Raw genomic sequence first — 14,433 nt, 5'->3', positions numbered from 1 at the left:
GTAAGGAAGGGACCTGACTCATGGGAGCCCAGCTCCGGGTCTACAAGCGTCGCATCCGATCCGTCACCGCGACCAAGAAGATCACCAAGGCGATGGAGATGATCGCCGCCTCGCGCGTCATCAAGGCGCAGCGCAAGGTGGCGGCCTCCGCGCCCTACGCGACCGAGCTCACCCGCGCGGTCACGGCGGTCGGTACCGGCTCGAACACCAGGCACCCGCTGACCACGCAGGCCGAGACGGTCACGCGGTCCGCGGTGCTGCTCCTGACGAGCGACCGCGGTCTCGCCGGCGCCTTCAACTCCAACGCCATCAAGGCCGCGGAGCAGCTGACGGCACGGCTGGAGCGCGAGGGCCAGGAGGTCGAGATCTACGTCGTCGGCCGCCGTGGTGTAGCGCACTACAACTTCCGTGAGCGCAAGATCGCGGAGTCGTGGAGCGGTTTCACCGACGAGCCCACGTATGCGGACGCCAAGAAGGTCGCGGCTCCGCTGATCGAGGCCATCGAGAAGGACACGGCCGAGGGCGGCGTGGACGAGCTCCACATCGTCTTCACCGAGTTCGTCTCGATGATGACGCAGACGGCGCTCGACGACCGCCTGCTGCCGCTCAGCCTCGAAGAGGTGGCGAAGGAAGCGAAGCCGCAGGGCGAGATCCTCCCGCTCTACGACTTCGAGCCCTCGGCGGAGGACGTCCTCGACGCCCTGCTGCCGCGCTACGTGGAGAGCCGTATCTACAACGCGCTGCTCCAGTCGGCCGCCTCCAAGCACGCCGCCACGCGGCGCGCGATGAAGTCGGCCACCGACAACGCCGGAGAGCTCATCACCACGCTCTCCCGACTTGCCAACGCGGCCCGCCAGGCCGAAATCACCCAGGAAATCAGCGAGATCGTCGGTGGCTCCGCAGCCCTGGCCGACGCGTCCGCGGGGAGTGACAGGTAATGACGACGACAGTTGAGACGGCCGTTGCCACGGGCCGCGTCGCCCGGGTCATCGGCCCGGTCGTCGACGTGGAATTCCCCGTCGACGCCATGCCGGAGATCTACAACGCCCTTCACGTCGAGGTGGCCGACCCGGCCCTCGCCGGCGAGAAGAAGACGCTGACCCTGGAGGTTGCCCAGCACCTGGGTGACGGCCTGGTCCGCACCATCTCGATGCAGCCCACCGACGGTCTGGTCCGCCAGGCCGCGGTCACCGACACCGGCACGGGCATCACCGTCCCGGTCGGCGACTTCACCAAGGGCAAGGTGTTCAACACCCTCGGTGAGGTGCTGAACGTCGACGAGACCTACGACGGCGAGCGCTGGTCCATCCACCGCAAGGCGCCGAACTTCGACGAGCTCGAGTCGAAGACCGAGATGTTCGAGACCGGCGTCAAGGTCATCGACCTTCTCACCCCGTACGTCAAGGGTGGAAAGATCGGTCTGTTCGGTGGTGCCGGCGTCGGCAAGACGGTGCTCATCCAGGAGATGATCTACCGCGTCGCCAACAACCACGACGGTGTCTCCGTGTTCGCCGGTGTCGGTGAGCGCACCCGTGAGGGCAACGACCTCATCGAGGAGATGTCCGACTCGGGCGTCATCGACAAGACCGCGCTGGTCTTCGGCCAGATGGACGAGCCCCCGGGCACCCGTCTGCGCGTGGCCCTCGCGGGTCTGACCATGGCGGAGTACTTCCGCGATGTGCAGAAGCAGGACGTGCTGTTCTTCATCGACAACATCTTCCGCTTCACGCAGGCCGGTTCCGAGGTCTCGACCCTGCTCGGCCGTATGCCCTCCGCGGTGGGCTACCAGCCGAACCTGGCCGACGAGATGGGTCTCCTCCAGGAGCGCATCACCTCGACCCGTGGACACTCGATCACCTCGATGCAGGCGATCTACGTCCCCGCGGACGACCTGACCGACCCGGCCCCGGCCACCACCTTCGCCCACCTCGATGCGACGACGGTTCTGTCCCGTCCGATCTCCGAGAAGGGCATCTACCCGGCCGTGGACCCGCTGGACTCCACGTCCCGGATCCTGGACCCGCGCTACATCACGGCGGACCACTACAACACCGCCATGCGTGTCAAGGGGATCCTCCAGAAGTACAAGGACCTCCAGGACATCATCGCGATCCTCGGCATCGACGAGCTCAGCGAGGAGGACAAGCTGGTCGTCCAGCGTGCCCGTCGCGTCGAGCGCTTCCTGTCCCAGAACACCCACGTCGCCAAGCAGTTCACCGGCGTGGACGGTTCGGACGTGCCGCTGGACGAGTCGATCACCGCGTTCAACGCGATCTGTGACGGCGAGTTCGACCACTTCCCGGAGCAGGCGTTCTTCATGTGCGGTGGCCTGGAGGACCTCAAGGCCAACGCCAAGGAGCTCGGCGTCTCCTGAGCTCACTGAGTTCTGAGTGAACCCTGTGGTTCACACTTGAGGGGGCGGGGCACGTCCCGCCCCCTCCTTCACGCCCACTGCTGCATCCTCTGGGGGACAACCCCCAGACCCCCGGCCGCGTTCCGGGGTGGGCCCCGACACTTTGGTGCTCGGCGCCCCACTAGACTTGCCAATAACACCCGGCGATGAGAGTCGGGTGGTGACCCGAGGAGCCACCTTGGCTGCTGAGCTGCACGTCGCGCTGGTCGCGGCCGACCGAGAGGTCTGGTCCGGCGAGGCCACCCTGGTCGTCGCGCGCACCACGTCCGGCGACATCGGCGTCATGCCCGGTCACCAGCCGCTGCTCGGTGTGCTGGAGTCGGGCCCGGTGACCATCCGTACGAGCGATGGCGGGACGGTCGTCGCCGCCGTGCACGGCGGTTTCATCTCGTTCGCCGACAACAAGCTGTCGCTGCTGGCCGAGATCGCCGAGCTGTCGGACGAGATCGACGTCCAGCGCGCGGAGCGGGAGCTGGAGCGCGCGAAGGCGGAGGGCGACGCCGCCGCCGAGCGTCGCGCGGACGTACGACTGCGCGCGGCGACTGCGCGCTGAACCAGCGCGGAGCCGTATGACGTCACTCAGCCGCGGCCGGCACCGGAGCGATCCGGAGCCGGTCGCGGCTGAGGCAGATCTGGATGTTTTTTCCGTTCCGTTACCTATTGAAGGTACCTAGGAGACGAGGAGGTCGGTGTCGATGGTCCTCGCTCTGACTGTGTGCGGAATCGTCGTGGCCCTGGTGGTGCTGGGGCTGTTCGTCTTCGGTCTGCGGCGCAGACTCATCCAGCGCTCCGGCGGTACCTTCGACTGTTCACTGCGCTGGGACGTGCCGGAGAAGACCGACACCAGCGGCAAGGGCTGGAGCTACGGCGTCGCCCGCTACAACGGCGACCGTGTCGAGTGGTATCGCGTCTTCTCCTACGCCTATCGCCCGCGCCGGGTTCTGGAGCGGGCCGCGATCGAGGTCGCCGGCCGTCGTCTGCCCGACGGGGAGGAGGAGATGGCCCTCCTCTCCGACGCGGTGATCCTCACCTGCCTCCACCGTGGCACGCGTCTCGAACTGGCCATGAGTGAGGACGCGTTGACCGGCTTCCTCGCGTGGCTGGAGGCAGCTCCCCCCGGTCAGCGTGTCAACGTGGCCTGAGCCGAGGCTGATGGTCCCTCGGTGAGGGCCGAACGGCCCTGGGGGAGTACGCCGAAGGCGCGCGGCACAGGCCGCGCGCCCTCAGTGGAACAGTTCGGATCAGCTCAGTCCGCTGTTGATGGCGCTCACCAGCTCGCCGCCCGCGGTGTCGCCGCTGAACTCCCAGAAGAACGCGCCGCCCAGGCCCTGGTTCTTGGCCCAGGTCATCTTCCCGGCGATCGTCGCGGGGGTGTCGTAGGACCACCAGTTGGTGCCGCAGTAGGCGTACGCCGTGCCGGCGATGGTGCCGGTGGTGGGGCAGGACGTCTTGAGGACCTTGTAGTCCTCGATGCCCGCCTCGTAGGTGCCGGGTGCCGCTCCGGTCGCCGAGCCTCCGGGGGCGGCCTGGGTGACGCCGGTCCAGCCGCGGCCGTAGAAGCCGATGCCGAGCAGCAGCTTCTTCGAGGCCACGCCCTTCGACTTCAGCTTGGCGATCGCGTCGGCGGAGTCGAAGCCCGCCGTCGGGATGCCGGCGTACGAGGTGAGCGGGGAGTGCGGTGCGGTCGGACCGTCCGCGTCGAAGGCGCCGAAGTAGTCGTACGTCATCACGTTGTACCAGTCGACGTACTGGGAGGCGCCGCCGTAGTCGGCCGCGTCGATCTTGCCGCCGGAGGTGCCGTCGGCCGTGATGGCCGCGGTGACCAGGTAACTGGAGCCGAACTCCGAACGCAGCGCCGACATCAGGTTCTTGAAGGCTGCCGCCCCGCTGGTGTCGCAGGTCAGACCGCAGGCGTTCGGGTACTCCCAGTCGATGTCGATGCCGTCGAAGACATCCGCCCAGCGCGGGTCCTCGATGACCGACTTGCAGGAGGCGGCGAAGGCGGCCGGGTTGGCCGCGGCCTGGGCGAAGCCGCCGGAGTAGGTCCAGCCGCCGAAGGAGTACAGCACCTTGATGTTGGGGTACTTGGCCTTGAGCTCACGCAGCTGGTTGAAGTTGCCGCGCAGCGGCTGGTCCCAGGTGTCGGCGGCGCCGGAGACCGACTGGTCCGCGGTGTACGCCTTGTCGTAGGCGGCGTAGGTGTCGTCGACGACGCACTTGCCGTCCTTGACGTTGCCGAACGCGTAGTTGATGTGCGTGATCTTCGAGGCGGTGCCCGAGGTCACCAGGTTCTTGACGTGGTAGTTGCGGCCGTAGACGCCCCACTCGGTGAAGTAGCCGAGCTTGACCTTGTCACCGGTGGTGGGCGGCGGGTCGGTGGTGCCGCCGGTGGTGTGCACGGCGACCGCGCCGCTGGCCGGACCGGTCTGGTCGGCGGTGTCGCGGGCCTGCACGGTGTACGAGTAGTCGGTGCCGGCGGTCAGGCCTGTGTCCGTGTACGACGTCGTCGTCACGGTCGCCACCTTGGCGCCGTCGCGCAGGACGTCGTAGTTCTTGACGCCCTTGTCGTCGGTGGCGGCGCTCCAGGCCAGTTTCACCGAGGTGTTGGTGATGCCGGAGGCGGCGGGGGTGCCGGGGGCGGACGGCGCCGCGTCGCCCGGGGTGGAGCCGCCGTCACAACTGCCGCCGTTCAGCTTGCAGTTGGCGGGAGAGCCGGCGCCGGCGCCGTTGAAGCCGAAGGAGGCGGAGGCGCCGGGGGCGAGGGTGCCGTTCCAGGACTTGTTCTTGGCGGTCCAGTGGGTGCCGGAGGAGGTGACGTCGGCGTCCCAGGCGGAGGTGACGGAGGTGCCGGAGGGGAAGTCCCACTCGACGGTCCAGGAGCTGAGGCTGGTGGTGCCGGTGTTCTTCACCGTCCACTTGCCTTCGAAGCCGGTGCCCCAGTCCTGGGTCTTGGCGTAGGTCGCCGTGGCGGTGGTCGCGGCCTGGGCGGGGCTCGCGAGGCCGACCAGGCCGGCGAAGGGGAGCAACAGCGTCGCGAACCCGGCCGCGGCTCTGTGTCTGAAGCGCATCGTGCGCCTCCTAGGGAGGAGTTGGGGCGTGACTGAGCCTCACACCCACGGTGCCGCGAGAATAGAAAGGTCTGGACCACGGGTCAATAGGTCTGGACCACTCTCGTGCAAGCCGCAACCAGCACCTACCGGTGGATCACGCGGGGTGGTCCACCGGCGCCGCACCGCTGTAGCGATCCGCCGAACTGGGAGCTGGGTGGGCGAGGTTGGGGCCGTCGATAAATACTTCGACATCGGGGGCCGCGATCGGGGACGCTTCGCGCGATGACCAGAATCGATGACACGCCGCCCGCGTGGGACGAGCGCACCCAGCTCACCACGTTTCTCGACTATGCACGTGACACCGTCCGCGCCAAGTGCGATGGCGTCTCTGCGGAGAACGCACGCACGTCGCTCCTGCCGGGCTCACCGCTGATGACCATGAGCGGAGTGGTCAACCACCTCCGCTGGGTCGAGTACTACTGGTTCCAGGTGGTCTTCCTCGGCGAGGAGGACCAGGGCCCCTGGACCGACGAGGATCCCGACCGCGAGATGCGTATCGCCGTCGACTTTCCGCTCCCGCGGTTGCTCGACGAATACGCCGAACAGAGCGCCCGATACCGCGAACTGGTCGCCGGGACCGAGCTGGACAAACAGGCCCGGCGAGCCGTCCGCAACGGCCTCCACGTCGACCTCCGCTGGATCCTCCTCCACCTCACCGAGGAGACGGCCCGCCACAACGGCCACCTGGACATCCTGCGCGAGATGCTCGACGGCACGACCGGCGACTAGGACCCGCCCGGGCGATGATGTGACCGGCGGTCTCGTCACCGGCGGTCTCGTCACCGGCGACGACGAAAGGGGCCGACGTACCGGACCGCGGCCTGGAGCGAACCGGTGGGCGACCCGGTCGTCCGCCCACCTGATCGTCGAGTGGCCGAGGCCTTCCCCGAGCGCGAGCGTTAACGCTCCCCGCCCGGCACCCACAGCACGTCCCCGACGTCCTTGTTCGCCGTGCGCGCCAGGATGAAGAGCAGGTCCGACAGCCGGTTCAGGTAGGTCGCCGTGAGCGGGTTCATATGGTCACCGTGCACCTCCAGCGCCGCCCACGTGGACCGCTCGGCCCGGCGTACGACCGTGCAGGCCTGGTGGAGCAGGGCCGCGCCCGGGGTGCCGCCCGGGAGGATGAAGGACCGCAGCTTCTCCAGCCGCTCGTTGAAGCGGTCGCAGTCCGCCTCCAGCTTGTCGACATAGAACTGCTCGACGCGCAGGGGCGGGAAGCCGGGGTTCTCGACCACGGGCGTGGACAGGTCGGCTCCGACGTCGAACAGGTCGTTCTGCACCCGGGTGAGGACCGTGACGACCTCCTCCTCCAGCCCGCCCAGGGCGATCGCCGTGCCGATCACCGCGTTCGCCTCGTTGGCGTCCGCGTACGCGGAGATCCGCAGATCGGTCTTGGCGACCCGGCTCATGTCGCCGAGGGCGGTGGTGCCCTGGTCGCCGGTCCTGGTGTAGATGCGCGTCAGATTGACCATATGGCCAGGGTAATTACGCCCCGGCCGTCCGGAACACGCGTGTGCCGACCGTCACGGCCAGTATCGCGAAACCGACGGCGACCAGGACGCCGTACAGCATGTGATCCGTCGTGTACGCGCCGGCGTACGCGTCCCGCATCGCGTCCACCAGATAGCGGAACGGCATGAAGTGCGACAGGACGTCCAGCCAGGTGGGCCCCAGCGTCATCGGGAGCATCAGGCCGGACAGCAGCATCGACGGCATGCCGATCGCGTTGACCAGCGGCCCGAACTCCTGAGGGGTGCGCACCCTCATGGCCAGCGCGTACGACAGCGAGGCCAGAGAGGCGGTGAGAAGACCGACGAAGGCGAAGCCGATCAGGATCCCGGCCAGCGGTGCCCGCAGCCCCATGGCCAGCGCGGCCAGTACCAGCAGCACCGCCTGGAAGACGAAGACCGTGGCCTCGCGCAGCACCCTGCCCAGCAGCAGGGCGAGCCGGCTGACCGGGGTGACCCGCATCCGCTCCACGACTCCCTGGCCGTTCTCCAGGATGATCATGAAACCTGCGAACAGCGCCCCGAACAGACCCAGTTGGAGCAGCAGCCCCGGTACGAGGACCTGCCAGGAACTGCCCCTCCCGCCGAGCGGGAGACCGGTGAGCAGCGGGCCGAAGAACACCAGATACAGCAACGGCATCAGGACCCCGAACAGCAGCGCGAAGCGGGAGCGCAGGGACTGGCGCAGGTAACGGCCGTAGACGATCGCGGTGTCGTGAAGAAGCATGACTGTCCTATACGGCTACGGGGGCGGCGTCGGCCGGGGCGGGACCGCGGCCGGTGATGGCGAGGAACGTGTCCTGGAGCGGGGCGTCGATCGAGCCCGAGTACTCCAGCTTCAGGGCGCTCGGCGTGCCCTCGGCCACGACCACGCCCTTGTCGACAATGACGAGGCGGTCGGAGAGGGCGTCGGCCTCGTCGAGGTAGTGGGTGGTCAGGAAGACGGTCGTGCCGTACTCGTCGCGCAGGCCGCGGACCAGGCCCCACAGGTCGGCACGGCTGGCGGGGTCCAGCCCGGTCGTCGGCTCGTCGAGGAACAGCACCTTCGGCCGGTGTGTGAGGGCCATCGCGAGGTCGAGGCGGCGGCGCTGACCGCCGGAGAGCGTGCCGCACCTGCGGTCGAGCAGGCCGGTGAGGTCGAGATCGCGGGCCAACTCCTCGGCGCGCGCCACCGCCCGGGGTCTGGGCAGGCGGTACAGGCGGCCTTGGGTGACGAGTTCCTCCCGTACGGAGATCTGCGGATCCACCCCGCCCGACTGGGCCACGTACCCGCACGCCCGGCGCACCCCCATGGCGTCGGTCGCGAGGTCGTGGCCGGCGACGGTGGCGCTGCCGCCGGTGGGGGCCAGGAGGGTCGTGAGCATCCGGAGGGTGGTGCTCTTGCCTGCGCCGTTCGGGCCGAGGAAGCCGAGTATCTCGCCCTCGTGGACGGTGAGATCGACGCCACGGACGGCCTCGACGGGACCTTGCCTCGTCTGGAAAGTGCGGGCCAGTCCGGCCGCGCTGATGACTGCTGTCATGGAGCCAGAAAAACAGAGTCCCTGAAATTTTGCAATGACCCCAAAATTCAAGCGGGCCCAGAAACGAGTTACGATGCGGTCATGGCAGAGGGACTCAGGGAGCGGAAGAAGCGGCAGACCAGGCAGTACATCTCGGACGTCGCCACGGGCCTGTTCGTCGACCGGGGCTTCGACGCCGTGACCGTCGCCGAGATCGCCGACGCGGCCGATGTCTCCGTCAACACGGTCTACAACTACTTCCCGGCCAAGGAGGACCTCTTCTTCGACCGCTCCTCCGCCGTGGTCGACCGGCTCGCCCGGTGGGTGTGCGGTCGGAGCAAGGGGGAGTCGGCCGCCGCCGCGGTGCTGCGCGAGCTGCGCGAGGAGGTCGAGGCGGTCTCGCCCAGGATCGGACTGATGTCCGGCTACGCCGCCTTCATGCGGGTCATCGAGAACGCGCCCGCGCTGCGCTCCCGGCTGTGGGCGATCGGCCAGGAGGTCGAGGCGAACCTGGAGGCGGCTCTGCGGGAGGAGACCGGTGCCACCGACGACGACCCGATGCCGGGCCTGATCGCCGGTCAGATCGGCTGGGTCCACAGCACCGTCATGGCGGTCATCGGCCGCGAGATGGTCGCCGGACGTAATCCGGACGAAGTGTCACGAGAGGTGCTCGTGCTCCTTGACGGCATGGAGCAGTTGTTGAGCGATACGGTGCTCAACTACGCCGTACGAGACCACTAGTGACACCCGCCGGTGTGATGTCCGTCAGATGAGACGTGACGCGCATTACTAACCGGTCACACAGCCCTTCACGGGCGCTAGGGTCCGCGAAAGAGGCAACTCAAACAGGGCGTAAGGCGTTTCAAAGGGGAGTCGCAACAGTGGCACGGAAGCTTGCCGTCATCGGCGCCGGCTTGATGGGTTCCGGCATCGCCCAGGTCTCGGCCCAGGCGGGCTGGGACGTGGTCCTGAGGGACGTCACCGACGAGGCGCTGAGGCGCGGTACCGACGGCATCAAGGCTTCGTACGACAAGTTCGTGAGCAAGGGCAAGCTGGAGGCGCACGACGCCGACGCGGCCCTCGCCCGGATCACCGCGACCACCGACCTGGACGCGGCCGCCGACGCCGACATCGTCGTCGAGGCCGTCTTCGAGAAGCTCGAAGTCAAGCACGAGATCTTCCGCACGCTGGACAAGATCGTCCGCGAGGACACCGTACTGGCCTCCAACACCTCCGCGATCCCGATCACCAAGATCGCGGCGGCCACCGAGCGCCCGGAGCGGGTCGTCGGGGTGCACTTCTTCTCGCCGGTGCCGATGATGCAGCTCGTCGAGCTGGTCCGCGGCTACAAGACGAGCGACGAAACCCTCGCGACCGCGCGGGAGTTCGCCGAGTCCGTCGGCAAGACCTGCATCGTCGTCAACCGGGACGTGGCGGGGTTCGTCACCACCCGTCTCATCTCCGCCCTCGTCGTCGAGGCGACCAAGCTCTACGAGTCGGGCGTCGCGACCGCCGAGGACATCGACCTCGCCTGCAAGCTGGGCTTCGGCCACGCCATGGGCCCGCTCGCCACGGCGGACCTGACCGGCGTCGACATCCTGCTGCACGCCACCAGCAACATCTACACCGAGTCCCAGGACGAGAAGTTCGCCCCGCCGGAGCTGATGCGCCGGATGGTGGACGCCGGTGACATCGGACGCAAGAGCGGGCAGGGCTTCTACAAGCACTGACGGCTTTTCCGTCCCCGTAACCGCACAAGCCCCGCTGGTTTCACCCGCTGGGGTGAATTCGGTATCGGTTCGCTTACAGACGGCAACCTCAGGCCGCCCTACGCAGTCAGAGGTGTCATCACTGGACATCAGATTCGTGGAGTACTACAGGCACTCTCGGGGAGCGCATATGTACATCAGGGGCGACCACGCCGAGCTGGTCGTCGGGGGCCGCCTCGACGTCCGTAGCGCGGCGGACGCCCGTACGGTCCTGCACTCGGCCGTCGACGACGGAGTCGGCGACCTGGTGCTGGACCTGTCCGAGCTGGATTCCTGGGACGCCACCGGTCTCGGGGTGATCATGGGTGCCCACCGCAGGGCAGGCCGCTGCGGCCGCCGGCTGGTGCTGCGCGACGTACCGCCGCAGATGCAGCGCCTCCTGGTCGCCACCCGGCTGCACCGGATCCTTGCGATCGAGGGCGGCATCGGCGTGGAGTCCCTGCCCCGCGTCTGAGCCGGGCCGCCGTGGCGAAACGTATGTCCCGCGCAATCCTCACGAGACTGTGACGTCTCGGACGGCGCGGTACCCCGGGCTGTCGTAGATACTGTGCGAAGGTTTAGGGTTCGGTCGCCTGCTGTCTGCATCCTTTCCAGCGGGCCCGGACCAGAAGCGACAGCGCGGTGTGCTGCAAGGCCGGGAGGGGCCACTGACGGCACACGAGACGCTTTTGGGGGGCTTGAACCTATGGACCCGAACAACCGGGGACCCGAGGAGTACGGCCATGACGACGGCGGCGCGCCGCGTCAGCGGCCTCCCAGGGACTCCCTCACATCCGACTTCGCCCAGCACTCGCCGGCGCTAGCCCGGACCGTGCAGCTCGTCGCGGGCGACTTCCTGCTCACCGTCAACCCCGTCGACGGCAGCGAGATAGAGGCCTGCCCGCCCGGCGAGCGGCCCGGGCGTCCGGAGAAGTTCGGCGCCGCCGAACGGGCCGAGGTGGACCGCGCGGCCCGCCCGCCGGCCCCGGCCGGACCCACCCGCACCGCGCTGCCCCTCCTGGCCCGCCAGGACGAGCGCGAGCGACTCGTACGACTGCTCGCCCGCGGCCGCTCGGTGCGTCTGACCGGCCCCGCCGGTTCCGGCCGCACCAGCCTCCTCGACCTCGTCGCCGAGGACTGCGGGGACCTCGCCCCCGACGGCGTGGTCCGCCTCACCGGCTTCAACCGCACGGTGAGCGAGCTGCTGTACGACCTCTACTACGCCGTGTTCGACTCGCCCCTGCACCGCCCGGACCGGGACGAGCTGCTCTCCCTTGTCCGGGACATCGGCGCGGTCGTCGTCCTCGACGACATCGAGTTCGGCGGCGCGGCCCTCGACGAACTGCTCGACGCCACCCCCGAGTGCGCGTTCGTGATCGGCGCGACGCCCGACGTCCCCGCGCCCTCGGCCGACTCCGCCGTCGAGGAGGTCTTCCTCAGCGGCCTGGAGCGCGCCGACGGCGTGGAGCTCCTGGAGCGTTCCGTCGGCCGGGTGCTGACGGAGGAGGAGTCGAACTGGGCGGGCGACCTCTGGTTCGAGTCCGAGGGCCTGCCCCTGCGCTTCGTCCAGGCCGGTGCCCTGCTCAGGCAGCGCGACCGGCTGCGGGCCGGGGCGAACGCCGTGGACGAGTTCGGCGTCTTCGCGGACGCGACTCCGATCGACGAGCCGTTGGAGGCGGACCCGGGCGAGCAGATACCCCTGCCCGCACTCGGCGAGGCCGCGGCACCGGCCCCGCTGCTCGCCTCCCGGTTGAGCGAGTCCGCACGCGCCACCCTGCGGTTCGCCGTCGCTCTCGGCGGCGAGGTGCCCCACCAGGCGCACCTGCCCGCGCTGATCGGCGACACCCACGCGGACGCCGCCCTCGGTGAGCTCGCGGACTGCGGTCTGGTCTCCCCGGTCGGCTCCCGCTACCGGCTCGCCGCCGGTGTCCTCACCCAGCTGGAGGCCGCCGGGTACGGCGACGACATCGAGACCCGCGCCCGCACCGCCGCCCAGCACTACGGCTGGTGGGCCGGACACCCCTCGGTCACCCCCGAGCGGGTGTGCGCGGAGGCCGACGCCCTGCTCGCCGCCCTCGCCGTCCTGGTCCCGGCCACCACCGCGCCCGACGAGGGCGAGGAGGCCGTCACCGTGCAGCTGGCCCGCACGGCGGCGCCCGCGTTCGCCGCCGGCGGCCACTGGGGCGCCTGGGAGCGTTCTCTGCGGGCCGGCTCCGAGGCCTCCCGGCTCGCCGGTGAGGTGTCCGAACAGGCCTACTTCCACCACGAGCTCGGCATCCTCGCGCTCTGCGGCGGCCAGCTCGACCGGGCCCGCGCCGAACTGGAGGCCTCCATCGGGCTGCGCGGGGCCCTCGCCGACAAGCGAGGGACCGTCGCGGGCCGCCGCGCCCTCACCCTGGTCTCCGACCGGGACGGCAGCGCGTCCGGCCTGGCCGTCGGCCTCGGCGCGACGGCGGGCGAGGAGGTGCCCGACGCCCGCTACGACGAGTCCGCCTCACCGCCCGGGGGAGTCCCCGCACCCTTCCCGCCGCTCCAGCCGCCGGCCGACTCGCAGACGATCGTCGTCCACCGCTCGCCCTCCACGCCAGCGCCCTCGCGCAAGGCACGAGGCGGACTCAAGGGCCTCGCCAAGCGCAACCTCGTCGCGGCCGGCGCGGGTGCGCTGCTGGTCGCGGTGCTCGGCACGGTGGTGACACTGGGCGCCACCTCCGACAACGACCCGAACGCCCCGTCCGACCAGGTCGGCGTCAACCCCTCGGCCAGCGTCGGCATCGACGACGGCAACCTTGGCGCGGACGTCCCGAAGAACGACGACGGCAAGGGCGACACGGGTACGGCCACGTCCCGTCCGACCGATCCCGGGCCCGACGGGACGTACGGGACTTCGGACGATCCGACGCCTACGGGTGCGGCGGAGCCGTCGGACGAGCCGAGTGGGACGAAGGGAACGGGGAGCACGCCGAGTTCGCCGAAGCCGACGACCCCCAAGCCGCCGTCCACGCCGCCCAGCTCGAAGCCGCCGACCAGCGAGCCGCCCACGAGTGAGCCGCCGACCAGCGAGCCGCCCACGAGTGAGCCGCCCACCAGCGAACCACCCACGACCGAGCCCTCCACCTCCGACTCGGCCAGCGGCCCCGCCTCCACCACCCCGGTGGAGACCAGCAGTTCGGCCGGCGCACCGGAGAGCAGCACCGTGAGCTCGCCGAGTGGGTCGGTCATCTAGAAGCACCGCGCGACAACAAGAGGGCCGGGTCCAGAAACGGACCCGGCCCTCTTCGTGGAAGAACTCGCCGTAGCGGAAGACGCGCTGTCAGAACAGCCGCAGCTTGTCGTCCTCGATGCCCCGCAGCGCGTTGTAGTCCATCACATGGCAGCTGATGCCGCGGTCGGTCGCGAGGACGCGGGCCTGCGGCTTGATCTCCTGGGCGGCGAAGATGCCGCGGACCGGGGCGAGATGGGGGTCGCGGTTCAACAGGTCGAGGTAGCGGGTGAGTTGCTCGACGCCGTCGATCTCACCGCGCCGCTTGATCTCCACCGCGACCGTCTGGCCGTCGGCGTCCCGGCACAGGATGTCGACCGGGCCGATGGCCGTCATGTACTCGCGGCGGATCAGGGTGTAGCCGTCTCCGAGCGTTTCGATGCGGTCGGCGAGCAGTTCCTGAAGGTGTGCTTCCACGCCGTCCTTGATCAGGCCGGGATCCACGCCGAGTTCGTGCGAGGAGTCGTGGAGAACTTCCTCCATCGTAATGATGAGCTTCTCGCCCGCCTTGTTGATGACGGTCCAGACGCCTTCCTCGTCGCCGGTCCCCTCCTTCAACGTGCAGGGCGGCGACATCCAGTTCAGGGGCTTGTAGGCCCGGTCATCGGCGTGGATGGAGACGCTTCCGTCGGCCTTCACCAGGATCAGACGGGGGGCCGAGGGCAGGTGGGCGGTGAGCCGGCCCGCGTAGTCGACGGAACACCGGGCAATGACGAGACGCATGGTCGGCAACGCTACTCGACGGGCGCATGTCCACGCGATTCGGCCCGTAAGGCTGCGGAGAAAGCCTGTTCACTTGTGGCCGATTGTGGGCCTATTGGGAGCGCCCTTTGTTCGCATTCTCCTGGTGCCGTCACCGTCCGTTGCCTACCGTAGTAAACGGGAGGTCGCGAAGC

Annotated in this window: 14 protein-coding genes; 9 read left to right on the top strand and 5 right to left on the bottom strand. The window is 69.2% G+C overall.

Going from position 1 to position 14,433, the window contains the following annotated elements; all coding sequences use genetic code 11:
- Positions 1 to 20 precede the first annotated feature (20 nt).
- The 4 genes from ABZT93_RS11945 to ABZT93_RS11930 all read left to right on the top strand — a co-directional run bounded on the left by ABZT93_RS11945 (position 21) and on the right by ABZT93_RS11930 (position 3,555).
- A complete protein-coding gene (locus ABZT93_RS11945; protein WP_356102518.1) occupies positions 21 to 938 on the top strand; it encodes a F0F1 ATP synthase subunit gamma in 918 nt (305 codons plus the stop codon).
- Positions 938 to 2,374, top strand: a complete 1,437-nt coding sequence (gene atpD / locus ABZT93_RS11940; protein ID WP_356102515.1) for a F0F1 ATP synthase subunit beta — start codon at positions 938 to 940, stop codon at positions 2,372 to 2,374. Before ABZT93_RS11945 ends, atpD begins: the two co-directional genes overlap by 1 nt.
- A gap of 217 nt (positions 2,375 to 2,591) precedes the next feature.
- A complete protein-coding gene (locus ABZT93_RS11935; protein ID WP_007384727.1) occupies positions 2,592 to 2,966 on the top strand; it encodes a F0F1 ATP synthase subunit epsilon in 375 nt (124 codons plus the stop codon).
- A 142-nt stretch (positions 2,967 to 3,108) separates the two neighbouring features.
- The gene (locus ABZT93_RS11930; RefSeq protein ID WP_355751279.1) at positions 3,109 to 3,555 is read left to right on the top strand and encodes a DUF2550 domain-containing protein; all 447 of its coding nucleotides are present in this window, start codon (positions 3,109 to 3,111) and stop codon (positions 3,553 to 3,555) included.
- A gap of 99 nt (positions 3,556 to 3,654) precedes the next feature.
- Here ABZT93_RS11930 and ABZT93_RS11925 read toward each other — a convergent pair whose 3' ends face one another.
- A complete protein-coding gene (locus ABZT93_RS11925) occupies positions 3,655 to 5,481 on the bottom strand; it encodes a glycoside hydrolase family 18 chitinase (RefSeq protein ID WP_356102513.1) in 1,827 nt (608 codons plus the stop codon).
- 264 nt (positions 5,482 to 5,745) lie between these two features.
- Here ABZT93_RS11925 and ABZT93_RS11920 point away from each other — a divergent pair, with 264 nt between their 5' ends.
- Positions 5,746 to 6,252: a DinB family protein gene (locus ABZT93_RS11920; protein WP_356102510.1), complete on the top strand. Its 507-nt coding sequence runs from the start codon at positions 5,746 to 5,748 to the stop codon at positions 6,250 to 6,252.
- Between the two features lie 170 nt (positions 6,253 to 6,422).
- Here the strand turns inward: ABZT93_RS11920 and ABZT93_RS11915 are convergent, their stop codons facing one another.
- The 3 genes from ABZT93_RS11915 to ABZT93_RS11905 are packed head-to-tail and all read right to left on the bottom strand — an operon-like array spanning position 6,423 to position 8,551.
- Entirely contained in the window at positions 6,423 to 6,995 is a 573-nt protein-coding gene (locus tag ABZT93_RS11915; protein ID WP_356102507.1) for a cob(I)yrinic acid a,c-diamide adenosyltransferase, read from the bottom strand.
- Positions 6,996 to 7,008: 13 nt separating this feature from the next.
- Positions 7,009 to 7,758, bottom strand: a complete 750-nt coding sequence (locus ABZT93_RS11910) for an ABC transporter permease (RefSeq protein ID WP_356102503.1) — start codon at positions 7,756 to 7,758, stop codon at positions 7,009 to 7,011.
- Positions 7,759 to 7,765: 7 nt separating this feature from the next.
- Entirely contained in the window at positions 7,766 to 8,551 is a 786-nt protein-coding gene (locus ABZT93_RS11905; RefSeq protein ID WP_356102500.1) for an ATP-binding cassette domain-containing protein, read from the bottom strand.
- Between the two features lie 81 nt (positions 8,552 to 8,632).
- On the opposite strand from ABZT93_RS11905, the gene ABZT93_RS11900 reads away from it, so the two are divergent.
- The 4 genes from ABZT93_RS11900 to ABZT93_RS11885 all read left to right on the top strand — a co-directional run bounded on the left by ABZT93_RS11900 (position 8,633) and on the right by ABZT93_RS11885 (position 13,501).
- On the top strand, positions 8,633 to 9,271 hold the full coding sequence (locus ABZT93_RS11900) for a TetR/AcrR family transcriptional regulator (RefSeq protein ID WP_356102497.1): 639 nt from the start codon (positions 8,633 to 8,635) through the stop codon (positions 9,269 to 9,271).
- A 140-nt stretch (positions 9,272 to 9,411) separates the two neighbouring features.
- Positions 9,412 to 10,260 (top strand): 3-hydroxyacyl-CoA dehydrogenase family protein, encoded by an 849-nt coding sequence (locus ABZT93_RS11895; protein WP_356024729.1) that lies wholly within the window; start codon positions 9,412 to 9,414, stop codon positions 10,258 to 10,260.
- Between the two features lie 169 nt (positions 10,261 to 10,429).
- Complete coding sequence (locus ABZT93_RS11890; RefSeq protein ID WP_031040714.1) at positions 10,430 to 10,753, top strand: STAS domain-containing protein; 324 nt, start codon at positions 10,430 to 10,432, stop codon at positions 10,751 to 10,753.
- A gap of 231 nt (positions 10,754 to 10,984) precedes the next feature.
- Complete coding sequence (locus ABZT93_RS11885) at positions 10,985 to 13,501, top strand: ATP-binding protein (protein ID WP_356102494.1); 2,517 nt, start codon at positions 10,985 to 10,987, stop codon at positions 13,499 to 13,501.
- An 87-nt stretch (positions 13,502 to 13,588) separates the two neighbouring features.
- On the opposite strand, the gene nucS is transcribed toward ABZT93_RS11885, so the two are convergent.
- Positions 13,589 to 14,260, bottom strand: a complete 672-nt coding sequence (gene nucS / locus ABZT93_RS11880; protein WP_356102492.1) for an endonuclease NucS — start codon at positions 14,258 to 14,260, stop codon at positions 13,589 to 13,591.
- Positions 14,261 to 14,433: the final 173 nt, after the last annotated feature.

Origin of the sequence: Streptomyces sp. NPDC005303 (genome assembly GCF_040607335.1) — a bacterium.
GTDB lineage: Bacteria > Actinomycetota > Actinomycetes > Streptomycetales > Streptomycetaceae > Streptomyces.
This window is presented reverse-complemented; position numbering and strand designations above follow the sequence as displayed.